Origin of the sequence: Mesorhizobium sp. NZP2298 (assembly GCF_013170825.1) — a bacterium.
Classification (GTDB): Bacteria; Pseudomonadota; Alphaproteobacteria; order Rhizobiales; family Rhizobiaceae; genus Mesorhizobium.
The window spans coordinates 3,751,336-3,777,304 of the sequence record NZ_CP033365.1 but is presented as its reverse complement, the minus strand read 5'-3'; the positions used below and the strand labels follow the sequence as shown (position 1 = coordinate 3,777,304).

General features: G+C 62.9%; 27 protein-coding genes. 14 read left to right on the top strand and 13 right to left on the bottom strand.

Going from position 1 to position 25,969, the window contains the following annotated elements:
- The first annotated feature begins 51 nt into the window (after window positions 1-51).
- A complete protein-coding gene (locus tag EB231_RS18260) occupies window positions 52-2,622 on the top strand; it encodes a GcvT family protein (protein WP_172350094.1) in 2,571 nt (856 codons plus the stop codon).
- Between the two features lie 9 nt (window positions 2,623-2,631).
- Window positions 2,632-3,987 carry a M24 family metallopeptidase gene (locus EB231_RS18255; RefSeq protein ID WP_172350093.1) on the top strand — a complete coding sequence of 452 codons (1,356 nt, stop codon included), beginning with the start codon at window positions 2,632-2,634 and terminating at the stop codon, window positions 3,985-3,987.
- On the opposite strand, the gene EB231_RS18250 is transcribed toward EB231_RS18255, so the two are convergent.
- Entirely contained in the window at window positions 3,952-4,779 is an 828-nt protein-coding gene (locus EB231_RS18250; protein WP_172350092.1) for a phosphate/phosphite/phosphonate ABC transporter substrate-binding protein, read from the bottom strand. The two genes, EB231_RS18255 and EB231_RS18250, sit on opposite strands and share 36 nt — an antisense overlap.
- An 89-nt stretch (window positions 4,780-4,868) precedes the next feature.
- Window positions 4,869-5,879: a fatty acid desaturase gene (locus EB231_RS18245; protein WP_172350091.1), complete on the bottom strand. Its 1,011-nt coding sequence runs from the start codon at window positions 5,877-5,879 to the stop codon at window positions 4,869-4,871.
- Window positions 5,880-6,108: 229 nt separating this feature from the next.
- Here EB231_RS18245 and EB231_RS18240 point away from each other — a divergent pair, with 229 nt between their 5' ends.
- Window positions 6,109-6,966, top strand: coding sequence for a helix-turn-helix domain-containing protein (locus EB231_RS18240; protein ID WP_172350090.1), 858 nt, complete (start codon window positions 6,109-6,111; stop codon window positions 6,964-6,966).
- Window positions 6,967-7,073: 107 nt separating this feature from the next.
- Complete coding sequence (bmt, locus tag EB231_RS18235) at window positions 7,074-8,096, top strand: betaine--homocysteine S-methyltransferase (RefSeq protein ID WP_172350089.1); 1,023 nt, start codon at window positions 7,074-7,076, stop codon at window positions 8,094-8,096.
- 15 nt (window positions 8,097-8,111) lie between these two features.
- On the opposite strand, the gene EB231_RS18230 is transcribed toward bmt, so the two are convergent.
- The 3 genes from EB231_RS18230 to EB231_RS18220 form a co-directional block, all read right to left on the bottom strand.
- Window positions 8,112-8,381, bottom strand: a complete 270-nt coding sequence (locus tag EB231_RS18230) for a hypothetical protein (protein WP_172350088.1) — start codon at window positions 8,379-8,381, stop codon at window positions 8,112-8,114.
- A 273-nt stretch (window positions 8,382-8,654) separates the two neighbouring features.
- Entirely contained in the window at window positions 8,655-10,775 is a 2,121-nt protein-coding gene (locus EB231_RS18225; RefSeq protein WP_172350087.1) for a vWA domain-containing protein, read from the bottom strand.
- Window positions 10,776-10,777: 2 nt separating this feature from the next.
- Window positions 10,778-11,338: an RNA polymerase sigma factor gene (locus EB231_RS18220; RefSeq protein WP_172350086.1), complete on the bottom strand. Its 561-nt coding sequence runs from the start codon at window positions 11,336-11,338 to the stop codon at window positions 10,778-10,780.
- Window positions 11,339-11,566: 228 nt separating this feature from the next.
- On the opposite strand from EB231_RS18220, the gene EB231_RS18215 reads away from it, so the two are divergent.
- Together EB231_RS18215 and EB231_RS18210 are read left to right on the top strand one after the other, a co-directional pair.
- The gene (locus EB231_RS18215; protein ID WP_172350085.1) at window positions 11,567-12,121 is read left to right on the top strand and encodes a chromate transporter; all 555 of its coding nucleotides are present in this window, start codon (window positions 11,567-11,569) and stop codon (window positions 12,119-12,121) included.
- A complete protein-coding gene (locus EB231_RS18210; RefSeq protein WP_172352953.1) occupies window positions 12,121-12,672 on the top strand; it encodes a chromate transporter in 552 nt (183 codons plus the stop codon). The genes EB231_RS18215 and EB231_RS18210 overlap by 1 nt, the downstream gene beginning before the upstream one ends.
- Window positions 12,673-12,689: 17 nt before the next feature.
- Here the strand turns inward: EB231_RS18210 and EB231_RS18205 are convergent, their stop codons facing one another.
- The 5 genes from EB231_RS18205 to EB231_RS18185 form a co-directional block, all read right to left on the bottom strand.
- A complete protein-coding gene (locus EB231_RS18205; RefSeq protein WP_172350084.1) occupies window positions 12,690-13,427 on the bottom strand; it encodes a dienelactone hydrolase family protein in 738 nt (245 codons plus the stop codon).
- Window positions 13,428-13,571: 144 nt separating this feature from the next.
- Entirely contained in the window at window positions 13,572-14,879 is a 1,308-nt protein-coding gene (locus tag EB231_RS18200; RefSeq protein WP_172350083.1) for a CynX/NimT family MFS transporter, read from the bottom strand.
- The gene (locus tag EB231_RS18195) at window positions 14,876-15,553 is read right to left on the bottom strand and encodes a FadR/GntR family transcriptional regulator (protein ID WP_172350082.1); all 678 of its coding nucleotides are present in this window, start codon (window positions 15,551-15,553) and stop codon (window positions 14,876-14,878) included. The genes EB231_RS18200 and EB231_RS18195 overlap by 4 nt, the downstream gene beginning before the upstream one ends.
- 102 nt (window positions 15,554-15,655) lie before the next feature.
- Window positions 15,656-16,351 (bottom strand): 4Fe-4S dicluster domain-containing protein, encoded by a 696-nt coding sequence (locus tag EB231_RS18190; RefSeq protein ID WP_172350081.1) that lies wholly within the window; start codon window positions 16,349-16,351, stop codon window positions 15,656-15,658.
- 89 nt (window positions 16,352-16,440) lie between these two features.
- A complete protein-coding gene (locus tag EB231_RS18185; RefSeq protein ID WP_172350080.1) occupies window positions 16,441-18,015 on the bottom strand; it encodes a trimethylamine methyltransferase family protein in 1,575 nt (524 codons plus the stop codon).
- Between the two features lie 290 nt (window positions 18,016-18,305).
- On the opposite strand from EB231_RS18185, the gene EB231_RS18180 reads away from it, so the two are divergent.
- Window positions 18,306-19,004, top strand: coding sequence for a corrinoid protein (locus EB231_RS18180; RefSeq protein ID WP_032930649.1), 699 nt, complete (start codon window positions 18,306-18,308; stop codon window positions 19,002-19,004).
- 83 nt (window positions 19,005-19,087) lie between these two features.
- Here EB231_RS18180 and EB231_RS18175 read toward each other — a convergent pair whose 3' ends face one another.
- Window positions 19,088-19,225 (bottom strand): entericidin A/B family lipoprotein, encoded by a 138-nt coding sequence (locus tag EB231_RS18175; protein ID WP_019858698.1) that lies wholly within the window; start codon window positions 19,223-19,225, stop codon window positions 19,088-19,090.
- A gap of 54 nt (window positions 19,226-19,279) precedes the next feature.
- Here EB231_RS18175 and EB231_RS18170 point away from each other — a divergent pair, with 54 nt between their 5' ends.
- Window positions 19,280-19,909, top strand: coding sequence for a DUF1638 domain-containing protein (locus tag EB231_RS18170; RefSeq protein WP_172350079.1), 630 nt, complete (start codon window positions 19,280-19,282; stop codon window positions 19,907-19,909).
- A 6-nt stretch (window positions 19,910-19,915) separates the two neighbouring features.
- Here EB231_RS18170 and EB231_RS18165 read toward each other — a convergent pair whose 3' ends face one another.
- The gene (locus EB231_RS18165) at window positions 19,916-20,839 is read right to left on the bottom strand and encodes an NAD-dependent epimerase/dehydratase family protein (RefSeq protein WP_172350078.1); all 924 of its coding nucleotides are present in this window, start codon (window positions 20,837-20,839) and stop codon (window positions 19,916-19,918) included.
- Between the two features lie 151 nt (window positions 20,840-20,990).
- Here EB231_RS18165 and EB231_RS18160 point away from each other — a divergent pair, with 151 nt between their 5' ends.
- From EB231_RS18160 to EB231_RS18135, 6 genes are all read left to right on the top strand, one after another.
- Window positions 20,991-21,566 (top strand): DUF4893 domain-containing protein, encoded by a 576-nt coding sequence (locus EB231_RS18160; protein WP_172350077.1) that lies wholly within the window; start codon window positions 20,991-20,993, stop codon window positions 21,564-21,566.
- Between the two features lie 87 nt (window positions 21,567-21,653).
- On the top strand, window positions 21,654-22,436 hold the full coding sequence (locus EB231_RS18155) for a formyl transferase (RefSeq protein ID WP_172350076.1): 783 nt from the start codon (window positions 21,654-21,656) through the stop codon (window positions 22,434-22,436).
- 204 nt (window positions 22,437-22,640) lie between these two features.
- Window positions 22,641-22,943: a virulence factor gene (locus tag EB231_RS18150; RefSeq protein ID WP_056572575.1), complete on the top strand. Its 303-nt coding sequence runs from the start codon at window positions 22,641-22,643 to the stop codon at window positions 22,941-22,943.
- Window positions 22,936-23,532: a methylenetetrahydrofolate reductase C-terminal domain-containing protein gene (locus EB231_RS18145; protein WP_172350075.1), complete on the top strand. Its 597-nt coding sequence runs from the start codon at window positions 22,936-22,938 to the stop codon at window positions 23,530-23,532. The genes EB231_RS18150 and EB231_RS18145 overlap by 8 nt, the downstream gene beginning before the upstream one ends.
- A complete protein-coding gene (locus EB231_RS18140; RefSeq protein WP_172350074.1) occupies window positions 23,529-24,620 on the top strand; it encodes a methylenetetrahydrofolate reductase in 1,092 nt (363 codons plus the stop codon). The genes EB231_RS18145 and EB231_RS18140 overlap by 4 nt, the downstream gene beginning before the upstream one ends.
- An 82-nt stretch (window positions 24,621-24,702) precedes the next feature.
- Window positions 24,703-25,677, top strand: a complete 975-nt coding sequence (locus tag EB231_RS18135; RefSeq protein WP_056572581.1) for a methyltetrahydrofolate cobalamin methyltransferase — start codon at window positions 24,703-24,705, stop codon at window positions 25,675-25,677.
- A 79-nt stretch (window positions 25,678-25,756) separates the two neighbouring features.
- Here EB231_RS18135 and EB231_RS18130 read toward each other — a convergent pair whose 3' ends face one another.
- Window positions 25,757-25,951, bottom strand: coding sequence for a hypothetical protein (locus tag EB231_RS18130; protein WP_172350073.1), 195 nt, complete (start codon window positions 25,949-25,951; stop codon window positions 25,757-25,759).
- Between the last annotated feature and the right edge of the window lie 18 nt (window positions 25,952-25,969).

Genomic DNA, 25,969 nt, shown 5'->3' with positions numbered 1-25,969 from the left:
GCCAGCGACCGAAACCTCTGATTCAATTTACGCAAAAACGGACCTATCTTCATGAAATCCCATGTAAAAGCGGTTGTCATCGGCGGCGGCGTCGTCGGCTGCTCGGTGCTCTATCACCTGGCCAAGGCTGGGTGGACCGACATCATGCTGATCGAACGCTCGGAGCTCACCTCTGGCTCGTCCTGGCACGCGGCCGGCGGCTTCCACACGCTGAACGGCGACCCCAACGTCGCCAAGCTGCAGGCCTACACGGTGCAGCTCTACAAGGAGATCGAGGAATTATCAGGCCAGTCCTGCTCGCTGCACCTGACCGGCGGCGTGATGATGGCTGATACGCCCGAGCGCATGGACTTCCTGCGGCTCGCGCACGCCAAGGGCCGCTATCTCGGCATGGATACCGAGCTGATCACGCCTTCGGAAGCCAAGGCGATGTTCCCGCTGATGGATGAGACGAACTTCGTCGGCGCCATGTGGGATCCGGTCGAAGGCCACCTCGATCCCTCCGGCACCACCATTGCCTACTCCAAGGCGGCCAAGAAACTCGGCGCCGAGATCGTGCTGCGCAACCGCGTCGTCGACCTGACGCAGCAGCCCGACGGCACCTGGAACGTGGTCACCGAACAGGGCACTGTCCATGCCGAGCACGTCGTCAACTGCGGCGGCCTGTGGGCGCGCGAGATCGGCCGCATGGTCGGCGTCGAGCTGCCGGTTCTGGCGATGGAGCACATGTACCTCCTCACCGAGCCGATGCCGGAGGTCGAGGAATTCAACAAGTCGACTGGCCGCGAGATGATCGGCGTGCTCGACTTCAAGGGCGAGATCTACACCCGCCAGGAGCGCAACGGCATCCTGCTCGGCACCTATGAAAAGGCCTGCAAGCCGTGGTCGCCGGTCAACACGCCTTGGGATTTCGGCCATGAATTGCTGCCGCCGGACCTCGACCGCATCGCGCCGTCGCTGGAAATCGGCTTCAAGCATTTCCCCGGCATCGAAAAGGCCGGCATCAAGCAGATCATCAACGGCCCCTTCACCTTCGCGCTCGACGGCAACCCGCTGGTCGGCCCGGTGCAGGGCCTGACCAATTTCTGGTGCGCCTGCGCCGTCATGGCCGGCTTCAGCCAGGGCGGCGGCGTCGGCCTCGCTCTGTCCAACTGGATGGTGCATGGTGATCCCGGTTTCGACGTCTGGGGCATGGATGTCGCCCGCTTCGGCGAATGGGCCGGCCTGCGCTACACCAACGCCAAGGTGCGCGAAAACTATTCGCGTCGCTTCTCGATCCGCTTCCCGAACGAGGAACTGCCGGCAGCGCGTCCGGCGCAGACGACGCCACTCTACGACACCATGCTCGCCAATAACGCCGTCATGGGCGACTCGTGGGGCCTGGAAACCCCGCTGTGGTTCGCGCCGACGGGCAAGGAGCCAAAGGACATCGTCTCGTTCCACCGGTCCAACGATTTCGGCCCGATTGGCGAGGAAGTCCGCGCCACGCGCGAGCGCGTCGGCGTGACCGAGATCGCCAACTTCGCCAAATACGAAGTGTCGGGACCGGGGGCGGAAGAGTTCCTCAACCGGCTGATGACCAACCGCATGCCGAAAACCGGCCGCATCGTGCTCACCCCGATGATCAACGAGTTCGGCAAGCTGATCGGCGACTTCACCATCGCCAAGGCGGGTGAAGATCGCTTCATGATCTGGGGTTCTTCGGCCGCGCAGAAATACCACATGCGCTGGTTCGAAAAGCACCTGCCGAAGGACGGTTCGGTGCGCATCCATCGCTTCGACCAGACGCTGGTCGGCTTGTCGATCGCCGGACCCAAATCCCGCGACCTCTTGCAGAAGCTGGTCGATGTCGACATCTCGACCAAGGCTTTCCGCTTCATGGATTTCCGCGAGATGGCGGTCGGTGGCGCGCCTTGCATGGTCAACCGCATCACCTACACCGGAGACCTCGGCTACGAGATCTGGATGGCGCCGGCCTACCAGCGTTTGGTGTACAAGGCGATCAAGGACGCCGGCGAGGAATTCGGCCTGGTCGATTTCGGCATGCGCGCGCTGCTGTCGATGCGTCTTGAGAAGAACTTCCCGACCTGGTTCCGCGAGCTGCGTCCGATCTACGGGCCGTTCGAAGGTTCGATGGACCGCTTCATCAAGCTCGAGAAGAACGACTTCATCGGCCGCGAAGCCGCCGCCAAGGAACAGGCGGAAGGCCCGAAACTGCGCCGTGTCTCCTTCATCGTTGATGCCGCCGATGCCGACGTGATGGGGGACGAACCGATCTGGGCCAAGGTCAGCAAGGATTTTGGCACGGTGGACAAGCCGCATGGCTATGGCGCGCCCCGCTTCGACGACAAGGGCAAGGAAGTGCGTGGCTCCAAGGCTGCCGAGGGCGCTTCGGCCGTGCGCGGCATCATCGACGGTGACTGGCGCGTGGTCGGCTGGGTGACGTCGGGCGGCTATGCCCATTATGTCCAGAAGTCGATGGCACAGGGTTATGTGCCGGCGGCGCTTGCCGAGGACGAAAGCGCCGGCCTGTTCGAGATCGAGATTCTTGGACATCGGCGTCCGGCCCGCATCAATGTCGAGGCGCCTTTCGACCCGAGCGGCGAGAAGATGCGGACCTGAGGTTCGACAATGGACAGCGCGGCGCCAAAGGGGAGCTTCGGCCGCCATCGCAAGATCATGCCTTTCGAGCCTGGCTCGATCGAGGAATTGCGCGAAGGCTCCCGCCAGAAGGCGGCTTCGCTCAACCAGCATGTGCTGGGCTATGGCGTCCAAGCTGAAGCGGAATGGGCGGCAGCGGGCATTGCCGCCCCCGATCTTCCGGCTATGCGCAAATACCGGCTGGAGCGCATCCGCGCCGAGCTGAAGCGCCGCGGCTATGCCGGCGCCCTCCTCTACGATCCGGTCAATATCCGCTATGCGACCGACAGCACCAACATGCAACTGTGGGTGGCGCACAACCCGACGCGGCATTGTTTCGTCGCCACCGAAGGCCCGGTGGTGCTGTTCGACTATTTTTCCTGTGAGCATCTGTCCGACCATTCCGGCGTCGTTGACGAAGTGCGTCCAGCTATCTCGTGGATGTATCTCTATGGCGGCGAACTGACGGAGCAGAAAGTCCGCCGCTGGGCCGCAAGCATTGCCGATCTGGTGAGAGAGCATGGCGGCGGCAACAGCCGCATCGCGGTCGATCACATCAATCCGGAAGGCGTCGAGGAACTGGCGCGGCTTGGCATCTCCATCGGCAATGGCGAAGCGGTGATGGAGAATGCCCGGCTGATCAAATCGCCGGACGAAATCCTCGCCATGCGCCGTGCCATCGTCGCCTGCGAGGCGGCAATGGGCGAGATGGAACAGGCGCTGAAGCCGGGCATCTCCGAGAACGAATTGTGGGCCGAACTGCATCGCGGCAACATTGCGCGCGGTGGCGAATGGATCGAAACGCGGCTGCTGGCGTCGGGCCCGCGCACCAATCCGTGGTTCCAGGAATGCTCGTCGCGCGTGATCGAAGCGGGCGACCTCGTCGCCTTCGACACCGACCTGATCGGCCCCTACGGCTTCTGCGCCGACCTGTCGCGCACCTGGCTTTGCGGCGACGCAAAGCCGAACAACGAGCAGCGCGACCTCTTCCGCATCGCCGCCGACCAGATCGAACACAACACGCAACTGATGCAACGTGGCATTTCGTTCCGCGATCTTGTCGAGCGCTCGACGGTGCCACCGGGAGACTGCTTCCCGACACGCTACGGCGTCCTCTACCACGGCGTCGGGTTGGCCGACGAATACCCCACGCTGCCACATGCCAGCGACTGGACGCCGGACACGCCCGACGGCGTGCTTGAACCGGGCATGGTGCTGTGCGTGGAAAGCTATATCGGCCGGCTGGGCGGGCACGAGGGCGTCAAGATCGAGGAGCAGATCCTGATTACCGAGAGCGGCAACGAGCAGCTCTCAACCTACCCGCTGGATGCGAGGCTGCTCGGCTAATCCAGCGAGAGCTTCGCGCATTGCCTTGACCGTCTTTTCCGGCGTCGTCCTGGCGGTGATGAAAGGCAGACCCTTGCGCCGTGCCGTCCAGCCGACAATGGCGACCTTGCGGGCGGCCGGCTCGAAACGCTGCGCCAGCGCCCAGCTTTCGCAGTCGATCGCAGCGATATCCGCCTTGCCCTCGGCGACAGTGACGATCGACGCGCGATGACCGCCGCTTGCGCTGCGCGCCGAAAAGATATCGAGGCTTTCGCCGGCCGCGTGCAGGTCGCGCGTCAGTCCGATGATGCCCGACATCGAATCGAGACCGTTGAACGTGAAGCGCTTGCCACGCATCAGATCTAGTGGAAGCAAGGCCTTGCCGTCCGCGGGCGAGCGAACCTCCGGCCCCTCGCCCGTCCGCATCACCAGCGCACTGGAATAGAGCTCGCTTTGCCCGCCTTCATAGGCGTCGTAGCTCGGCTGGCCGACCACTTGCACATGGCTCGACAGGCCAAGCTCCATCGGCCCCCAGCAGGTCTGCGCAAACAGCAGCGCCGGGTGCAGCCAAAGCTGGTGATAATCGAGTTCGTCGGTCGGCAATGTCGCCGGGTCCGGCGCGATCAAGGCGCCCTGGGCATCGCGGATGCCACCCGGCACGGCCGGCAGGTCACCATTGCGGCGCACGAGGGTCTGCGGCGCATCGATGCCCTTTTGACGGAAGGCGTCCCGCAGCAGCACCCATTGCGCGTCGACCTCGCCGCGTACCTCGGGCCAGTCATACATTGGCAATGCCGCAATCGATTCACTCATGCCGATATCAAATCATCCTGTCCGAGAGAGGATCGCAAAAACGCGGCGTCCAATCAGAACTGGCCGACACGCATCCCGGGATGCCCGGACTATTCCTTGGGCGGTTCGGCGGGCACCGGCGCGGTGCCGAGTCCGTTGATGTTGCGGGCCCGGATGCGTGGCTTGAATGCCCGGCCGTGCTCAGGCGCACGACGCAGCACCGGGTGCACGATCGGCTCCTTTGCCTTGAAGGCATAGGCTTTGATCAGCGCGAAATAATTCGGATAGGCATAGCCATTGTTCATCCGCAGCCACTCGTCGCGGCGCTCGCGAAACAGCTTGGGCAGCTTGTACCAGGCCACTGTCGGGGTCTTGTGGTGGACGAAGTGCAGATTGTTGTTCAGGAACAGGAACGACAGCGGCGAGCGCTCGATGATCACCGTCCGGCCTTCTGGGTGCTCGGACCACTGATGCTCGGCAAAGGTGCGGATCGCGATCAGCGACTGACCGAGCCAGACCGGTGCCAGAATGTAGAGCCAAAGCGGAATGCCGAAGCCGAACTGCACGATCGGCGCCACGATGGCGAGGCCGATCGCATGCAACAGCCAGGCTTTGCGGATCGCCTTGTCGCCAGCCATGATCTGCTTGGCGTCGTCGATGAAGAAGCCGATGCAGGACAGCCAGGGGCCGAGGAAGAACCGGCCGGCCATGGTGTTGTTGACCTTGAGCAGGAATTTCATCGTCGACGGCAATTCGTCGTGCTGCCACAGCGCCTGATAGTAGCTTTCCGGATCGTCCAGCGGATCGGTCAGCCGCTCGTCGGCATGGTGGCGCAAGTGCAGCGTCTTGAAGCGCCGGAACGGCCAGACAAGACCGATCGGCAGGAAGACGAAGGCTTCGTTGATCAACGCATTGCGCGTCGGATGGCCATGCAGCACTTCGTGCATGATCGACGACTGAAGCGCCAGGACAAAGCCGAGGAGAAAGAGCGCCACGATGGGATAGGAAGGCCAGAGCAGGAAACCGGTGGCAAGCCACGTTCCGTAACAGAAGAAAGCGAGAACCGTGGTCGGCCATTCGATGGCCGGTGCGTTTCGTCGCTTGATGCTCTTGCCTGTCATGCTATCGACCACTGCCCCTCAGTCGCCGGAACCCCAAATGGTTCCTGACAACATAGTGTCAGGAGAAATGATTCCACTCAACGCGACAAAGTATACAAAATGTTGCGATTGCGCATTTTTGACCGCACATGTTACACATTGTAAACAACCTTAGGGATTCATTTACGCCTGAGACGGCTCCCGGGCCGCTTCGGCGCAAATTTTTCCTCAAGATTCGGAGGACCGGACGATGGACAAACGCGACCTGTCAGCAATCTTCCGGGAGCGTCTGAAGCTGCTCCTGACACGATCGGATCTCAACCAGTCTGCCTTCGCTTCAGCGGTCGGCATCGACCGGTCGGCACTGTCGCAGCTGATGTCGGGCGCTTCGACGCGCCTGCCGAGGGCCGAAACGCTGCTCAACATCGCCGCTGAATTCAAGGTCTCGCTCGACTGGCTGCTCGGCCTCAGCCAGGACGAAGGCGTAACCGGTGAAATCCGTGAAAGCCTGGAAATCGAGGAAGCGCCCGACGGTTTCGACCGCACGCTGCTCGCCAAATGGTTCGCCGAGGCCGCTGGCACCAAGATCCGCTACGTGCCGGCCGGCATCCCCGACCTGCTGCGGACTCGCGCGCTGGTCGACTACGAGGCCAACATCACCAACAGGAGCCGCCTGGCGCAGGCCAGCGAGACGCAGTACCGCATCGAATACAACCGGCGCCCGGAAACCGACATGGAAGTCTGCATGCCGCGCCACACGCTGGAGATTTTCGCTCGCGGCCTCGGTGTCTGGGACCGTTTTCCGGAGGCCGATCGCCAGCAGCAGCTCGCCCATATGGCGACGCTGCTTGACGATCTCTACCCGACCTTCCGGCTGTTTCTCTATGACGGCCGCATGCGCTATTCGATCCCGCTCACCATCTTCGGGCCCTATCGCGCCGCCATCTATGTCGGTGATATGTATGTCGTGCTGAACGCCACCCAGCCGGTTCAGGCACTGACCCAGCACTTCGACAACCTGATCCGGGCCGCCGACGTCAACCCGCACGAGGCCGCCGCCTTCGCGCGCAATCTGGCCGGCATGACGTTCCCGTCAGGCTCCGCCTGATCGACGACCATCGCGGTTATCGAGCAGCTCGTCGCTTGCAAATCATTGACTGGACATAAAGACTTCTTTATATCCTTATTCGAATTAGAAATGTGAAAGCCAATCCGATGACGACGACCAATCCGATCGATGCCCTGCTGGCTGAAAAGGGCGTGCTGCTGGCCGATGGCGCCACGGGCACCAATTTGTTCGCCATGGGTCTGGAGGCCGGCGAGGCGCCGGAACTGCTCAACGAGACCGCGCCCGACACCATCACCAGCCTGCACCAGAATTTCGTCGATGCCGGCGCCGACATCATCCTGACCAACTCCTTCGGCGGCACCCGTCATCGGTTGAAGCTCCACCATGCGCAGGACCGTGTTCATGCGCTGAACAAGCGCGCCGCCGAGATTGCGCGGGCCGTTGCCGACAAGGCCGGCCGCAAGGTGATCGTTGCCGGCTCCGTTGGCCCGACCGGTGAATTGCTGGTGCCGCTCGGCACCATGACCTATGACGAGGCGGTCGACGCCTTTGCCGAGCAGATCGAGGGTCTCAAGGAAGGCGGCGCCGAAGTCGCCTGGATCGAGACCATGTCGGCACCCGACGAAATCCGCGCCGCCGCCGAGGCCGCAATCCGCGTCGGCCTGCCCTACACCTATACCGGCTCCTTCGACACGGCCGGCCGCACCATGATGGGCCTGTTGCCGAAAGACATCCATGGCGTCGCCGATGGCCTGGCGCAGGCCCCGCTCGGCGTTGGCGCCAATTGCGGTGTCGGCGCCTCCGATATCCTGGCCTCGCTGCTCGACATGACCGAGGCGAAGCCGCAGGCGACGGTGATCGTCAAGGGCAATTGCGGCATTCCTGAATTCCGCGGCACCGAGATCCATTATTCCGGCACGCCGGAATTGATGGCCGACTATGTCCGTCTCGCCGTCGATGCCGGCGCCAAGATCGTCGGCGGCTGCTGCGGCACCTCGTTCCAGCACCTTGCCGCCATGCGCAAGGCGCTCGACGCCCATACCAAAGCCAGCCGCCCGACGGTCGAGACGATCGTCGAGCGCATCGGTCCGATGCGCAACAAGGTGGCGACGGAAAACACCACCGAGACCAGCGAAGCCCGCCGCGAACGCCGCCGCGGCCGGGCCTGAAGCAATATCTTTGGGTTAATCGCTATTGTCGGCGTAGCTCGACTGCGCCGACTTGAAATCGACCAGATTGTCGCCGCGCATCGTCATCAGAGCACCGGATGAACCCGGGTCGGTGATCTGTTCCAGCATCAAGCGGAAGCGGTCGTTGGTCAGCGCCGACATTGCGGTGTCACGCGCCTGCGCGACATCGTCGCTGATGCGTCTGGTTTCGGCTGACAGGGCTGATGAAATCGGCGAAGCGTCCCGCGCCGGCGGCAGCGAGTTGGCGATAGTCTTGATCTGCAATTCCGGCTCCCTCAAGCCCTGTAAACAAGCCCGGTGTAACAAGAGGACATTGCGATCCGGTACCGGAAATACCGCGCAATTTAACGATCATGTGGGTTAAGGCCGCGCCTTGGAATCTGTTGAGATTCAGGTCAGGCCGGTCTCACCTGAATATCAATAGATCCGAAAAAAGGCCGGCAAGGGTAATATCCCTCGCCGGCCTGCCTCACCCGCCCGTAGGCCGATTTCCCGTATCAGAACGATCCCATCTGAAAGAAACCGGCCGTATCACCACTACCGGTTGCCGCCCAGCGCCGAGGCAAGGCGCACAAGCGAGAGGAACTCGGACCTGTACCCAAACGGGTCGGCTCCTCGAGCGGCGGTGGCGATCTCCATGATCTTGTCGTAACCGAACTTCGCGGTCGCATCCTCGTCGCGCAGCTTCTGGCCAAAAGCCGCGACCGCGACGGAGAAACGCTGGTCGGTGCTGGCCTCGTCGAAGGATGCCACCTCGTTGGCTGATGTCACCGGCGTGGTGATCAGCTTCGAGACGTCCTCGTTGGGCAGCTTGTAGCGAATCTTGACGAAGGCATATTCATCCGCGTTGGCGACACCGCCATTGTTGACCGTGGCCTGGCCATAGCGTAGCGGGTCGATCTGCTCGCCGCCGCTGCCCTTCGGCGTGATCTCGTAGATCGCGGTGACCGAATGGCCGGAGCCGATGTCGCCGGCATCGACGCGGTCGTTGTTGAAATCCTCGCGGTTGAGCGCCCGGGTCTCGTAACCGATCAGGCGATATTCGGAGACCTTGTTCGGGTTGAACTCGACCTGGATCTTCACGTCCTTGGCGATCGGGAACAGCGTCGAAGAAGCGTCTTCGACCAGCACCTTTTCAGCCTCGGCCAGCGTGTCGATATAGGCCGCCGTGCCGTTGCCGTTCTGGGCAATGGTCTGCATCATCTGGTCGTTCAGATTGCCGCGGCCGAAGCCGAACACCGACAGGAAGACACCGGTCTTGCGCTCGCTCTCGATCAGCCGTTTGAGGTCGTCATCGTCGGTCTGGCCGACATTGAAGTCGCCGTCGGTGGCAAGCATCACCCGGTTGATACCGTCCTTGACGAAGGACTGCCCGGCAAGCTTGTAGGCCTCCTTGATGCCGGCCTCGCCGGCGGTCGAGCCACCAGGCTGCAAATTGTCGATGGCATTGAGGATCTTGTCCTTCTCGGCAACCTTGGTCGGCATCAGCACGGTGCCGGCGTCACCGGCATAGGTGACGATCGAGATCGTGTCGTCGGCCTTCAGCTTGCTCACCAGCAGCCGGAACGCCGATTTGAGCAGCGGCAGCTTGTCGGGTTCATCCATGGAGCCCGAGACGTCGATCAGGAAGACCAGATTGGCCTTGGGCTGCTCGGTCGGCTTGATGTCGAACCCCTTGATGGCGACGTGCATCAGCCTGGTGTGCGTGTTCCATGGGGTCGGCATGACGCTGACCGTCGAGTTGAACGGTGTCGACGCCGAGTCCGGCCCCTTCCAGTCATAGGGGAAGTAATTGATCATCTCCTCGACGCGCACCGTGTCGGCCTGCGGCACGAAGCCTTGCTTCAGGGAACTGCGCACGAAGGAATAGGATGCCGTGTCGACATCGATCGAGAAGGTCGAGACCGGATCTTCAAGTGCGGCGTGCACCGGATTGGTCTTGAAATCCTGGACGCGGTCGCGGTTCTCCTCTTGCGGCGCGATCTGGTCGGCCGGTGCCACGGCCGGCTGCTGCGGTGCCATCAGCTTGGACTGGGCCGCGGGCATGCGGGCGACCCGCGATGTGCTGGGCGTGCTTACAGTTCCGTCCAATGCGAATTCACCCGTCGGCGCCGGCGGTGCCGGCTCGGCCACTATCCCGCGCTCCGCGGCAGTCTGCTGAGCTGAGCCACCGGCCTGGGCGGATTCGGGTTTCGGCGGAGCGGCCGGCGCGACAAGCGCATCGGCGGCGTCGCGGCTTTCCACATCGGTATCGGCCTTCTTGTCCTTCGCCAGTTCGGTCGGAGCCTGCTTCGGCTCTGCCACGATTGGCTTCACGGTCGCCGGCTTGTTAGCCAGCGTCTCGGTGATCTTTTCGTCGCCGCCGAATTTGGGCGGCTGTTCCCTCAGCAGATGGAAGGTGGCGTATCCGGCGATCGGCAGGGCGACGAGCCCGGCAAGGGCCGGCGTGGCGATGAGTTTCTTTTGCATGATCTCGCTCCAGAGCTTTTGTGCTCGCTCTGTGAGACGAAGACCGCCGACTGATCCTTGGGTGACGGCAGAAATATTTTCCTGATCATAGGCCCGCATGGCGGCCTCGAAGGCGCGCGCCTTCGCGCTCTCGCCCGGCGCCGGCGTTGCGATATCGCGCAGTCTCTTGAGTTCGTTGTCGTCGACCATGGTCACACTTCCCCGGCCGAGCGCATCAGCGTCTTCAGCCGTTTCTTCGCTTCATGGATGTGCCAGGAAACCGTCGCCTCCGAGATCGCCATCGCCTCTGCGGCGGCCGCGTGGCTCAGGCCCTCTCCATAGACAAGCAGCACGGCGTCGCGCTGCTTGTCCGGCAGTTGCCGCACCGCCGCCCACAGCGCCTCGGCCGGGTCTTCCGGTTCGGCCAGAGCCTCGCCCGAAATCAGCGCATGAACGCCGTAGGCCTCGGTCTTGGCCATGTCGCGGGCGGATTTGCGCATCATGTCGCGCGCGGCGTTCAAGGTCACGGAGTAAAGCCATGTCGTGAAGGCGCCGCCGCCGCGATAGTCGCGGATCGCCCGGCCGAGCCGGACGCAGACTTCCTGGGCGATGTCTTCGGCATCCGCCTTCTTGCCGCACCAGCGATAGGCGGCGCGATAGACGAAGTCGTAGTGGCGCTCCAGCAATTTGCCGAAGGCCCCCCTGTCTCCGCCCTTCGCCCGACCGATCAGTTCGGCGTCGGAGGCTTCGCTCTCATCCAGCATCATCGCCATCATTTGCCTGTTGGACGAAGGCTAATGGCCAATCCTTGGGGTGATGCAAAGATTTTTTTCAGCCCAGCGCTTTGACGCTCAAATCGCCTGCCGGGACGGCTTCACATCCGGCGCAAGAAAGAGTGACCCGCTGGCATCAAGCATGGTGCTGGCAATTCCATATCGACTCGGGTCTCTGGTTCTCTTGCCACAGTCCAACAAAGAGATGGTCGCGGTCAGAACGTCGACATGTCCGAACCGGAAACACCATCGGCCCCCAGCTGCTCGCAGCTGTTCTGGATTTTCACACGCATCGCCCTGACCAGTTTCGGCGGTGGATTGAGCGGCTGGCTGCTCCGGGAATTTGTTCAGAGCCGCAAGTGGATGACGCAGGAGGAATTTCTCAACGGCCTGTCGATTTCCCAGGCGCTCCCGGGTGTGAACGTCAAGAACATGGCTGTCTGGATCGGCTACCGGCTGCTTGGCTGGCGTGGCGCCGTTATTGGCTTTGTCGGCATTATCGTCCCGCCTGCGATCGTCATAGTCCTGTTGGGAACGGTATTCTCTTCACTGTCGCGCTATGCGCTGACACATGTTGCGCTAACCGGAGCCGCGGCGGCGGCCGTTGGCCTATCGCTCTCAATGGGCATCACGGCCGCGCGAGCGGTGCCTCGAAACGTTGTTCCCATGACGATCATGGCCGGCACATTCATTGCCGTCGCACTTCTGCACTGGCCGCTTTTCTGGGTCGTTCTCGCGGCTGGGACAGTAAGCGTCGCCTACACCTACGCCAAGGCAGGTTGATGAGCGAGACCCCACACACATCGTTGTTGCTGAGCTTGCTGGCGGTATTTGCTCCGCTCTCCCTCGTCACCATCGGCGGCGGGCAGAGCGCCATCGCCGATATCAACCGGCAGGTCGTCGACGTCCATCAGTGGCTTAGCCAGGCGCAATTCGTCGACGCCTTCGCCATTTCGCGCATGGCCCCGGGTCCGGGATCGCTGCTGGTTACGCTGATCGGCTGGCAAGTCGCGGGTTTTTGGGGCGCCGTCGTTTCAACGCTGGCAATTTTCGGCCCAACCACCTTTCTTATCTACGCGGTCGCTCATCTGTGGTCCCGCAACGGCGGCGCGCGCTGGAAGCGTGCGCTGGAGACAGGGCTCCGGCCAGTCGCCGCGGGGATGATCCTCGCGGCGACCTACGTGTTGCTGCAGGCGATAGATGGCGGCTGGGTCGCGCGCGCCATCGCATTGGCGTCAACAGCCACGCTTCTTCTGACCAAGGTCAATCCGCTGCTTTTGATCGGCGCAGGCGTGGCTATTTTCATCGGACTTCATGCGATCGGCCTGGTTTAGGCGATCCGCTCGACGGCTCAGATCAATGTTTCGGCAAACAGCGTGATCAGCCTTTGCCAATGCCGCTCGGCGCCGGCTTCGTTGTAGACGCTGTGATCCGGCACGCACCAGCCATGCGCCATGCCGATATAGTTCTCGATCGTGTGGTCGACTTCCGCGTTCCGCAGTGCCTCCTCCAGCCGCGTCGACTGTTCCGGTGGGAAACTCCTGTCGACGCCGGCCATGCCGACATAGACGCGTGCCTTGATCGACGCGGCCTTTCGGTGCGGGCTGTCGGCGGCGTCGCTGGCGAGATTGCCGCCATGAAAACTGGCGGCGGCCTTGATCCTTTCGGGATAGGACGCGGCGGCGTTCAGCGCCCGCGCGCCACCCATGCAATAGCCGACTGTGCCGACAGGCCCGGTGACGCCTTCGCCAACGAGCGCATCAAGAAAGGCCGCGCTGTCGCTGATCGTCATCTCCTGTGTCGTGCCGGTGACCAGCGCCATCAGCGCTGCCTTGGTCTTTTCCTCGACGAAGGCGGTCTTGGCATCGAACGGCCCGTAAGGCGCGTTGCGGTGGAAGAGATCGGGCACCAGCACCGCATAACCTTCACCCGCCAGTCGCTCGGCCATGCCGTCGAGCGCCGGGCGTGGACCGAACGCATCCTGGTAGACAATGACGCCGGCCTTGGCTGGAGAGTTCTTGGCCGAGCGGAACAGGCCCGCCTTCGCCACACCGTCACGGGTCTTGATCTGAAGGTCCTGCTTCGTCATTGCCTGCTCCGTTGATCAGATCAGCGATACATATCCGCGCAAACCGCCACGGCAAGGCGTTCCCTGAGCCCCTTGGTCAACATTTCGTGCAGGATCGCGTGACGCGTTGGCGAGTGTCCGAGGCAGCGACTTGGAAGGCCTGGATCAGCCTTCCCCCTCGATGCGCATGGTCCTGGCGCCGACATGCAGCGCACGTCCGGCGCCGAACCCCATGATGGCGGCACCCAGTCCAAGCGCGACGAAGAGGAAGGCAGATTCCGCGAAACTGCCGGTCCAGCCGCGGATCAGGCCGACCAACAGCGGGCCGGTTGCCGCAAGCACATAGCCCACGCCTTGCGCCATGCCCGAAAGATGCGCGGCGACATGCGAATCCGGCGAACGTAGAACGATCAGGGTCATGGCGGCAGCGATCAGGCCACCTTGCCCAATGCCTTGCAGGACCGCCCAGAAAAGCACGGTCGAGGTCGGCGCGAAGAGAATGCCGAGCAGCGCGACCACCGCTATGCCGACAAGCGCCACGTTGATGCCGCGCTGGTCCTTGAGCCGTACCGCGACGGAAGGCACGGCAAGGCAAGTGATGACCTGCGCCATGACAGACACCGACGCGATGGCGCCGGCAGAGGCCGCGTCGAAGCCGCGCTCGCGCAGGATCGGCGCCAGCCAGCCGAAGATGCAATAAGCAAGCGCCGACTGCAGCCCCATGAACAGCGTCACCTGCCAGGCCAGGCGATCGCGCCACAGGCCGACGACGCGAAAGCCGCGATGGCTGACCTGTCGCCGGCTGCCCAGCGCTTGCGGGATCCAGATCAGCAGCACGACCAATGTCGGCACCGCCCATGAGGCGAGCGCGCCCGACCATGAGCCCGTGACAAAATGTTCGATCGGCAGGGTGAGGCCGGCGGCAGCGGCTGAACCGGCGCACAGGGCCATCGTGTAGAGCCCGGTCATGACGGCGGCGCTGCCGGAAAAATCGCGTTTGACCAGACCCGGCAGCAGCACGTTGCCGATGGCGATGGCGCCGCCGGCAAGGAAGGTGGCGACAAACAGCAGCGGCACCGAGCCGAACCAACGCAGCCCGGTTCCCAGCGCCAGCAGCGCAAGCGCGCCAAGCAAGGTGCGTTCAGCCCCGTAGCGCTGGGCAAGCCTGGGCGCAAAGGGGGCGAAAAGGCCGAGACACAAGACCGGAAGCGTGGTCAGCAGGCTGGCGCCAGTCGTCGAAAGACCGGTCGCCTGCATCACCTCGGGCAGCAGCACCGACAGGCTGGAAAATAGTGGCCGCAGGTTGAAGGCGATCAGCACAAGGCTGGCGCCAAGCACGATGCGCGCGGCACGGCTGCGCAGTTCGGGTGGCTGCGGCTTCGGCAAGCTATCGGCTTCGGCATCGATGAGATCCACCCCCTCGACGGCCTTGGATTGCGCCGTCGGAGCGGGCTGACGAAACGTCTGGTTCATTGGGAAAGCAGTCTTTCAAGTTGGGCAAGCACCGGCGCCATGAAAGCGCGGACGGCGGAAACCGCTCGGTCGGGGTCACCCGCGGCTATGGCGTCGACGATTGCCGCATGCGCCTGCTGGTCCGGCTCGGGCAGTTCGCCGTCGATGGTGGCGTGGATGGTTTCGGTGATGGCCGCGGTGAAGAAGTCGTAGAGCTCCATCATCGCCTTGTTGCCGGAAGCCGCGACGACCGACTTGTGGAAGGCGAGATCGCGCCGGATGAAAGCTTCGCTTCCACCGTCGGCAATGGTGCCGCGTTCGGCAAGCAGTTGGCGCATCCGCTCGAGATCGGCGGGCGTGCGGCGCAAGGCGGCAAGCCGTGCGGCCTCCAGGTCCAGCGCTGCCCGCGCCTCCCACTGGTCGCGCAAGCCGGTGCGCTTGACGCGGTCGAGCGCGGCCGATGAATCGACGGTGGAGCGCACATAGGTGCCCGAGCCCTGGCGCGTGTCCAGCAATCCTTGCGAGACCAGCACCCTCACCGCCTCACGCACTGTGCCGCGGCTGACCGACAGCAGGTCGCTGAGCGCCGCTTCATTGGGAATGCGTTCGCCCACGCCCCAGCGGCCACCGACGATTTCGGCGCGCAGGCTCCCGGTTGCGCTGTCGGTAAGATTCGTTCGGATGGCAGGTTGCATCGGCCTATTCATCAAGTCATCTGATGACTTGATGAATAGGCTTGCTTTCGCCTGCCGTCAAGGTTCACATCAGCAAGTCCAAGCGCCACGCAATGGCGACGATCAGCTCCTGGCCCGTGCGAAGCTCGCCATATGGAAGGCCTGAACTTCCGGCGGATAACGATAGGCGGTGCCATAGGGACAGGCATTGCGGTCGAGGCAGCCGCCGCTCCGGCACGGTTCGCCATTCCCGCCACGCACATGCGCCAGGCAGGCCTGGTAGGCGAAGCCTTCCCTGGAATAGGCATCGACCGGACAGGATTTCAGGCAAGGTTTCTCGATACAGGTGTCGCAAAGGTGGATTGCCGCGGCCTGCTCTGGAAGCGCGATCTCGTCCTCGAACAGCAACGCGCCGCGATAGGCATGCCAGAGCCCGTATTGCGGATGCATGAGAATACCGAGCGGCGACGGTTTTAGCCCCTCTGCACGCATCGCCCATTGCTGGAACGGCAGATAGGGCTTGTCCGAGGGCGAAACGGCACGGGCGCCAAATTTTTCCGCGATCGCGCCAATTATTTCGCGTGACCATGTGTCGAGCGGATTGGCGATTGCCTGGGGTTGTTGCTCTCCCCAACCCAGGAAATGCGGCCAGGGCGCCGCACCCGCATGCCCCACCAGCAGCAAGGACCTTGCCGGCGCGCCCGACGGGCCATGAGGGGAACCCTCATTATCGGGGAAAACGAAACCGCCGCGCAGGATCAGGCCGTTGGCGCCAAGCGCGGCCGTGATCCCGTCGATCATGCCGCGCGCAAGAATCATCCCTTCTTGTCCGGATCGGAGAAGGCGCTCCGCCAGACTTCCTTGTGGATGATGTTGGCGACTTTAGCCCCGCCTGACTCGGGCTCCTTTCAGGTGAAGGCGTCGGGCATCGACCCCTTCTTCCTGGCGATGAAGTCCTTCAGGGCTTCGTCGATGCTCGGATCGAGATGCGGCGCCTCGTAGCTCTCCAGCCAGCGGCGGGCGAGTTCGTTGGCGCGCTGCGGCGCGGTCTTTTCGCCTTCGGCCAGCCACTGTTCATAGGAATTGTTGTCGGCGATGTTGGAGCGGTAGAAGGCGGTCTGGAAATTGGCCTGGGTGTGGTCGCAGCCGAGATAATGGCTGCCCGGCCCGACCTGGCGGATGGCGTCCATCGCCTGGCCGTTCTCCGACAGATCGACGCCCTCGGAGAATTTCTGCTGCATGCCGAGCTGGTCGACGTCCATCATGAATTTTTCATAGCAGGATGCCAGCCCGCCCTCGAGCCAGCCCGCCGAATGAAGCACAAAGTTGGTGCCGGCAAGGATGGTGGAGTTCAGCGTGTTGGCGCTTTCGTAGGCGGCCTGCGCATCCGGAACCTTGGACGCGCAGAGCGAACCGCCGGTGCGGAACGGCAGGCCGAGACGGCGGGCGAGTTGCGCCGCGCCGTAGGAGACCAGCGACGGTTCGGGCGTGCCGAAGGTTGGCGCGCCCGACTGCATCGAGATCGACGAGGCGAAGGTGCCGAACAGCACCGGCGCGCCCGGCCGGATCAGCTGCGTGAACGATGCGCCGGCCAGCACTTCGGCCAGGACCTGCGTCAGCGTGCCGGCGACCGTCACCGGGCTCATCGCGCCGGCAAGGATGAACGGTGTGACGATGCAGGCCTGGTTGTGCCGCGAATAGACCTTCAGCGCGCCGAGCATCGTCTCGTCGAACACCATCGGCGAGTTGGCGTTAATCAGGCTGGTCAGCACCGTATTGTTCTCGACGAAGTCGTCACCGAAGACGAGCTTGGCCATCGCCACCGTGTCCTCGGCGCGCTCCGGCGCGGTCACCGAACCCATGAACGGCTTGTCCGAATATTTGATGTGCGCATAGACCATGTCGAGGTGGCGCTTGTTGACCGGCACGTCGACCGGTTCGCACACAGTACCGCCGGAATGGTGGATTGACGGCGCCATATAGGCGAGTTTCACGAAATTCCGGAAATCCTCGATCGTCGCATAGCGCCTGACACCATCGAGGTCGCGCACGAAGGGCGGGCCGTAGACCGGTGCGAACACCGTGGCATTGCCGCCGATCTGCACCGAGCGTTCTGAATTGCGGGCATGCTGTGTATAGACCGACGGCGCGGTCTTCAGCAGCGAACGGCAAAGACCCTTCGGGAAATGCACGCGCTCGCCCTTGACGTCGGCGCCGGCCTCTTTCCAGAGCTGCAGCGCTTCGGCGTCGTCGCGGAAGATGATGCCGATTTCCTCGAGCACCGTGTCGGTGTTCTTCTCGATCAGCGCCAGCCCTTCCTCGTCGAGCACCTCATAGACGTTGATCTTGCGCTTGATGTAGGTGAGCTGGGTGCCGGGCCCGCCACCGGAGCGCGCCGCGCGCCTGGCCGCCGCTCCGCCGCTGGCGCCGCGCCCACGCCGCGCGTTTGACGCTTCCTGGTCGACTGCCGCGTGTTCGCTCATGATCGCTCTTCCCTGAATATGGCCTGGCCTTACTATGGGCCGGTCCGTAACCGTTGCGGCCGCATGGCGCGGCTTTCGCCGGATCGTAGCCATGCACCCTATTCGAAACGGCCCGTCCGCGCCAACGCCTGTCGCAAAATCGACAAGAAAACCAGTAGATTTTCCAGTCGCTTTCCTTTTGCGGGAAGTCGCAAATCAGCTATGGATACCCGCCCGTTGCGGGTTAGGTATGAACGCCAATATTTTGTGCCTTGCGACACAGTCGCGATGCCGTGAGGAGCTGGATTAAAATGTCCGACGACGAGATCATCCTTTCTGAACTTTCCGACGACGAGTTGGTGCAGCAGATGCACGACGACCTCTATGACGGGTTGAAGGAAGAGATCGAGGAAGGCACGCGCATCCTGCTGGAGCGTGGCTGGGCACCTTACAAGGTGCTGACCGAGGCGCTTGTCGAAGGCATGCGCATCGTCGGCGAGGATTTCCGCGACGGCATCCTGTTCGTTCCCGAAGTGCTGCTGTCCGCCAACGCCATGAAGGCCGGCATGTTCATCCTGCGCCCGCTGCTGGCCGCCACCGGTGCGCCGAAGCAGGGCAAGATGGTGATCGGCACCGTCAAGGGCGACATCCACGACATCGGCAAGAACCTGGTCGGCATGATGATGGAGGGCGCAGGCTTCGACGTCATCGACCTCGGCATCAACAATGCGGTCGAGAAATATCTTGATGCGATCGAGCAGCATCAGCCCGACATCATCGGCATGTCGGCGCTGCTCACCACGACCATGCCCTACATGAAGGTCGTCATCGACACGATGAAGGAAAAGGGCATCCGCGACGACTATGTCGTACTGGTTGGCGGCGCCCCGCTCAACGAGGAATTCGGCAAGGCCGTCGGCGCCGACGCCTATTGCCGCGATGCCGCGGTGGCGGTCGAGACCGCCAAGGACTTCATGAAGCGTAAGCATAACGTGCGCGCTTCCGCCTGATCCAAGGCATCAGGATGGAGACAGAAAAAGCCGCGCCTTGCAGCGCGGCTTTTTTGTTCCCAGATGATGGACGAGGCTGCCGATCAGTTGGCGACAGTGTCTTTGACAGCCCTCGCCGTCGATTTGACATCCTTGCCGACGCCCCGAATGGTGTTGGCGCAGGCCGTAAGGGCCAAGGCACAGGCAAGAATGGCAATCGGCGCGATGCGCAGCAGTTTCATGGACGGTGTCTCCCTCGACAGATAAATTAGCCCCGCAGCGAAAGCCGGCTCGACTTGGTCAAGACGCAAAAAACGAAACCGAATCAGACAGACAGGCTCCTCGTCATCGCCTGCGGGATGATTGCGCGCGAGGTATTGGCCGTCAAGGAACAGCTCGGGCTGGATCACCTCGACCTGACCTGCCTGCCGGCCGAGTTTCACTTCTATCCCGACCGCATCGCGCCCGCCATGGACAAGGCGATCGGGAAGGCCAAGGCGGAGGGCTACGACCACATCTTTGTGGGATATGCCGATTGCGGCACCGGCGGCCTGCTCGACCGCGTCATCGAGAAACATGGCGTCGAGCGCATGGCCGGCCCGCATTGCTTCGCCTTCTATCAAGGCATGGAAGCCTACGCGAAGGTTGCCGACGACGACATGATGTCCTTCTACATGACGGATTTCCTCTGCCGCCAGTTCGATGCTTTCTTCATGAAGCCGCTCGGCCTCGACAAGCACCCGGAACTGATCAAGGACTATTTCGGCAATTACGAGAAGCTGATTTATCTCGCCCAGACCGATGATCCCGAACTCGACAAGGTCGCGGAAAAAGCAGCCGCCCTGCTCGGCCTCGCCTATGAGCGGCGCGCGACCGGCTATGGCGACCTGACCGCGGGAATGGCGCAGGCGGCGAAGGTCGCCTGAGCCAATCTAGCCTGGCCCGTTCTCCGCCCTCAGCGCCGCCAGCACATCGGCAAAGCTCGTCCTGCAGACAAAACCCAGCCTGTCCCTCGCCCGCGACGCGTCGTAGACGCGATCGATGGAGGAAAACATCGTCCAGCCCTTGCGCGCGTAGAGGGCCGCGAAGTCCGGGAAATAGCGCGAGACGACCGACGGCGCGTCCCTGATCAGCGCGTCGCAATCGTCGGGCCGGAACGATGTAGGCGCGGATACGATAAAAGTGTCGAAGCCCAGCTGCGGCGCCTTTTCCAGCGCGGCGACATGCGCCTGCGCCGCATCGTCCACCGTCAGCCGGCGAAACAGCAGCTCATTCGCCTTGGTATTGGCATCCGATTGTTCGATCGCATGCGCCATGTCATCGGCCTCGGGAAAGAAGCGGGCCGTGCGCAGGACGACCACCGGCAGGCCGTGCTGAAGATGATAGAGGCGGCAGAGATGTTCGGCCGAGAGCTTGGTGACGCCATAGATATTGCGCGGCTCCGGCGACATCGCTTCGGTCAGCCATGCCGCCTTGCGCGCGCCGCCCTTGAAGCCGTCGCGTATCGCCTGCGAGATCATCAGCGATGTTGTCGAGGTGAAGACGAAGCGCTCGACGCCGGTCGCCACCGCCGCGTCGAGCAGATTGAGTGTGCCCTGCACATTGGTGGCGACGAAATCGCTGTTGGCGCGGCTCTCTATATTGGGCTTGTGCAGCGCGCCGCTGTGGATGATGGCTTCGATATCATTATCCCCGACCGCCCGCACAACCAGGTCACGATCGGCGATCGAGCCGATGATCTGGGTTTCAACAGATGGAACAGGGTCGAGGCCAATCACCTGATGGCCAAGCGCGCGCAAGCGCGGCGCCAGCGCGCCGCCCAGCCAACCCGACGATCCCGTGAGCAAGATTCGCATGCGCACCACCATGATTTTTGACGGTGACGCTGTTAAGCACGGATGACAGGCGCGAGCGACCCGGTAAAGTCAGCCATCAGCCGGCAGAAGCGCCGCTCCGGACATTAACTGCCATTTTCAACTGCCATTTCAGAGACTCGGGGAGTTCCAGATGATCCTTCGCCCACTGCTTGCGGCCATCGGCCTGCTCTGCTGCACCTTGCCCACCCTCGCCGACGGCCAGGTGCAGAAGCTGATCACGCCCGCCGACAAGGCCCGTCTCGACCAGTATGGCGAGACGCGCAAGGCGGCGCTTGCCGAGGCGAAGGCGGGCAATCCGGACGAGGTCAAACAGCTCGATGCCTTGCTGGCGAAGCCGCTGGTGTCGTTCTCCGACAAGGACCTGACCGGCAATTGGAAGTGCCGCACCATCAAGGCAGGCGGGTTGAGCCCGCTCGTCATCTATGGCTGGTTCAAGTGCAAGGTGACCGACGACGGCTCCGGGTGGCGGCTGGAAAAGATCAGCGGGTCGCAGCGAACCCAAGGCCGCTTCTTCGACGACAACGAGAAACGCGCCATCTATCTCGGCTCCGGCTCCGTCAACAACGATCGGGCCAAACCTTACGGCAGCGGCCCGCAGGCCGACCAGGTCGGCTATGCCTTCCGCACCAGCGCCAGCGAATGGCGCATCGAACTTCCCGCGCCCTACTACGAATCGAAGCTCGACATCATCGAGTTCAAGCGCTGAGCGTGGTCATCAAGATTTAACCCCCTTCCGGCACAAAATCCGGCCAGCGCGCGGCAGCCGGTCGCATGCAAGGCAGGAAAACGGGCAATGTCTTCACCGGGAGCAACGAGCGCGCCGATCGTCGTCGTGACCGGCGGCGGCCAGCATGTCTGGGCCATGATCAACGCAATCGCCGATCGCGTTGGTCCTGTCAGCGTCATCCTCGAAATCCCTGAATCCAAAAAGCAATTGCTGCGTGGCCGGGCTCGGCGCCAGGGCTGGGTTTCGGCCATGGGCCAGCTTGGCACGATGGTGCTGAGCAGGTTGGGCAAGCGGCTTCTGGCCAGCCATGGCGCGCGATTGATCGCGCAGGAGAAACTGGAGGTCGAGCCGCGACCAGGCCAGGAGATCATCCAGGTGGCCTCGGCCAATGGGCCTGAGTGCCTGCAGGCGATCCAGAAGATCCAGCCAGGCGTCGTGCTGCTCAACGGTTGCCGGCTGATTTCGGCCGGGATGCTGAGCAAGATGCCTTGCCCGGTGCTCAACTACCATGCGGGCATCACGCCGAAATATCGCGGCATGAATGGTGGCTACTGGGCTCTGGTATCAGGCGACGCGCAGAATTTCGGCACGACTGTCCATCTCGTCGACGCTGGCGTCGACACTGGCGGCGTGCTGAAGCAGGCCCGCGGCAGACCGAAAAAAGGCGACACCATCTCGACTCACGCGCTGCGCCAGGCGGCGTTCTCACGCGACATCTGCGTCGAGGCCGTGCGCGATGCACTGGCCGGAAAACTCACGACGATCGACCCGGGCCTGCCTTCGAAACAATGGTATCACCCGACGATCTGGTTCTACCTCTGGACCGGCCTCAGAACCGGAATCTGGTAGGCTCTTTTCAGTCCGGCACCGCATAAGGCAGGACGGCTTTTCCGGCATGCCGAACCTGCCGCCGGTGCACGTCGCAAACGAATAAAGACACCTTTCATTTTACGACATTGAAATGCGTCGCTTTTGAATGCGCGCGCGTCGTCCCATAACAAGCGGCCCCATTGCGCATGCGGCAATGCTCGATAGTTCGAGGAGCGAGAATTCATGGCCGATCTTATCGTCGTCTACTGGCGCGACATCCCTGCCCAGGTCATCGTCAAGAAGGGCCGGCAGAACGCCAAGCGTGAGCTGCCGCTGCGCTTCACCGAGGCCATCGACATGTGCGCCATGCGCACCGGCGCTGGCGGCACCGACGACTATCTGGCCGAATGGCGCAAGGCCGATCCGGTCCCGGTTGGCGACGACCTCGAAGCCGAGGTCGAAAAGGCTTTTCAGGAGCTCGATGCGAAATACGACCGCGAGCGGCTGGTCGCTCTGGTCAAGGCGGGCGGGAAAGAAAATGTCTGAGACGAACCCGGCGGTTACCCAGGCCACCCTGGTCAAGAAGGCAGCGCCGAAATCCGACTACAAGCCAGCCGACGTGTCGCCGCAGCGGCGCGTGCAGCGTTCTTTCGCGGTGAGATTGTGGTCGGTCCGGCATTCGCGCCTGCTTGAATGGTTCTATTCCCGTTTCGCCGACATGTTTCTGCTGCTGCACCCCTTGTGGAAGGGCATCGGCTACGGTCGCGTCGAGGCCCCGATCAAATTCGTCGAGAAGCGCGTAAAAGGCTTTATGTTCGACTGCCGCATGTGCGGCCAGTGCATCCTGTCCTCGACCGGCATGTCATGCCCGATGAACTGCCCCAAGCAACTGCGCAACGGTCCTTGCGGCGGCGTGCGCGCCAACGGCAATTGCGAGGTGGAGCCCGATATGCCCTGCGTCTGGGTCAAGGCCTGGGAAGGTTCGCAGAACATGGTCAACTCCGACAAGATCCTGGCCGTGCAGAAGCCGGTCGACCAGTCGTTGCGGGAAACGTCAGCCTGGCTGCGGGTCACCGCGCAGGCGGCGGCAGCTCGTGAAGCCGCTGCCGCGTCAAAGACCGGAGCCGCCGCATGACCGCTCGCCAGCGCGACGAAAACCCGGCCGGCATTCACTTGCCGCTCGATCCCCTGCCCGGGCACTCTTCCCGCGGCCGGCTGGAGCGCGTGCTGCGGCGCGGTGAATTCGCGGTGACGACCGAGCTCAATCCCCCAGACAGCGCCGATCCCGAGGACGTCTACAACAGAGCGAAGATTTTCGATGGCTGGGTCGACGCCATCAACGCCGTCGATGCCTCGGGCGCCAACTGCCACATGTCCTCGGTCGGCATCTGCGCGCTTCTGACCCGCATGGGTTATGCCCCGATCATGCAGATCGCCTGCCGGGACAAGAACCGCATCGCCATCCAGGGCGACGTGCTGGGCGGCGCCGCCATGGGTGTCGCCAACATGCTGTGCCTGACCGGCGATGGCGTGCAGGCAGGCGACCAGCCCGGCGCCAAGCCGGTGTTCGACCTCGATTCCATGTCGCTGCTCGAAACCGTCCGCATCATGCGCGACAACGGCAAGTTCCTGTCCGGCCGCAAGCTGACGACGCCGCCGCAGGTCTTCCTGGGGGCTGCCGTCAATCCATTCGCGCCGCCCTTCGATTTCCGCCCGATCCATCTTGGCAAGAAGATCGCGGCCGGCGCGCAGTTCGTGCAGACGCAGTATTGTTTCGACGTGCCGATGTTCAAGACCTTCATGCAGAAGGCGCGCGACCTCGGCCACACCGAGAAAGTGTTCGTCCTGTGCGGCGTCGGCCCCCTCGCCTCGGCCAAGACCGCCAAGTGGATCCGCTCCAACGTGCCGGGTATCCATATCCCGGACGCCGTCATCAAGCGGCTGGAGGGTGCCCAGGACCAGAAGAAGGAAGGCAAGCAGCTCTGCATCGACATCATCAACGAGGTGAAGGAAATCCCCGGTATTTCGGGCATCCATGTGATGGCCTACCGCCAGGAGGAATACGTCGCCGAGATCGTCGATGAATCGGGTGTGCTCAGGGGCCGCCAGCCCTGGAAGCGCGAAATCCGGCGCGACGACCAGATGGTTGCCGATCGGCTGGACCACATCCTGCATGACGAGATTACCGAAACCCAGGTGGACATGGTGAAGACCGCGCACTGATCCTGCACGGAGCACCAGCATTCACTTGATCGAAAAGAGATAACGATATAAAGAACTCTTTATATCACGACGGAGAGATTTCATGACCCGGACCATCGTTGCCTCGGCGACACGAGAAATCATCATCGGCTTCGACCAGCCCTTCTGCGTGATTGGCGAGCGCATCAACCCGACCGGCCGCAAGAAGCTTGCCGCCGAGATGGTCGCCGGCAATTTCGAGACCGTCATCAAGGATGCGCTGGAGCAGGCCGCCTGCGGCGCCACCATGCTCGACGTCAATGCCGGCGTCACCGCGGTCGACCCCAATGCGACCGAGCCGGCGCTGCTGGTGCAGACACTGGAGATCGTGCAGGGTCTCGTTGACCTGCCGCTTTCGATCGACAGCTCGGTCACCGCGGCGATCGAGGCGGCACTCAAGGTCGCCAAGGGCCGCCCGCTGGTCAACTCCGTCACCGGCGAGGAAGAAAAGCTCGAGGCCATCCTGCCGCTGATCAAGAAATACAATGTTCCGGTCGTCGCCATCTCCAATGACGAAACCGGCATTTCGATGGATCCGGATGTGCGCTTCGCCGTCGCCAAGAAGATCGTGCAGCGCTGCGCCGATTTCGGCATTCCGGCGCACGACGTCGTCGTCGATCCGCTGGTCATGCCGATCGGTGCGCTCGGTGATGCCGGCCGCCAGGTGTTCGCGCTGCTGCGCCGCCTGCGCGAAGAACTCAAGGTCAACACCACTTGCGGCCTGTCCAACATCTCCTTCGGCCTCCCGCACCGCCATGGCATCAACGCCGCCTTCATCCCGATGGTGATCGGCGCCGGCATGACCTCGGCGATCATGAACCCGGTTCGGCCGCAGGAAATGGAAGCCGTGCGCGGTGCCAATGTGTTGAACGGCACCGACGAGAACTGCACCAACTGGATCAGGACCTACAAGGACTACAAGCCTGCCGAAGGCGGCCAGGCGGTTGCGGCGCCGACGCAGGTCAATGCTCCCGGCGAAGGCGGCGGCAATGGCGGACGCCGGCGCGGTGGCCGTGAAGCCCGAATGGCCAGGGGATAAGCGCGCAATCGTGAACCGAACTGCAAACCACGCTGAACCGATCGCATCATTGATGCGGTCGGACGCGTCTGCTTTGCGCTCAGGCGATGCTCAGTACGGCGTCAAGCAACGCCATTCCCGTCCACGATCCGAATACACCGGTCACGCCGCCTATGATTCCGATGGCCAGGCATTGCGAATTGCGCAGCCATGGGCCCTTGAGCAGCCGCACCATGGTGAAGGCGGTGAATATGCCGGAAAGCAGGAGATCGGACATGATCGGTCTCTGGACCATCAGACATTCCGCCCAATC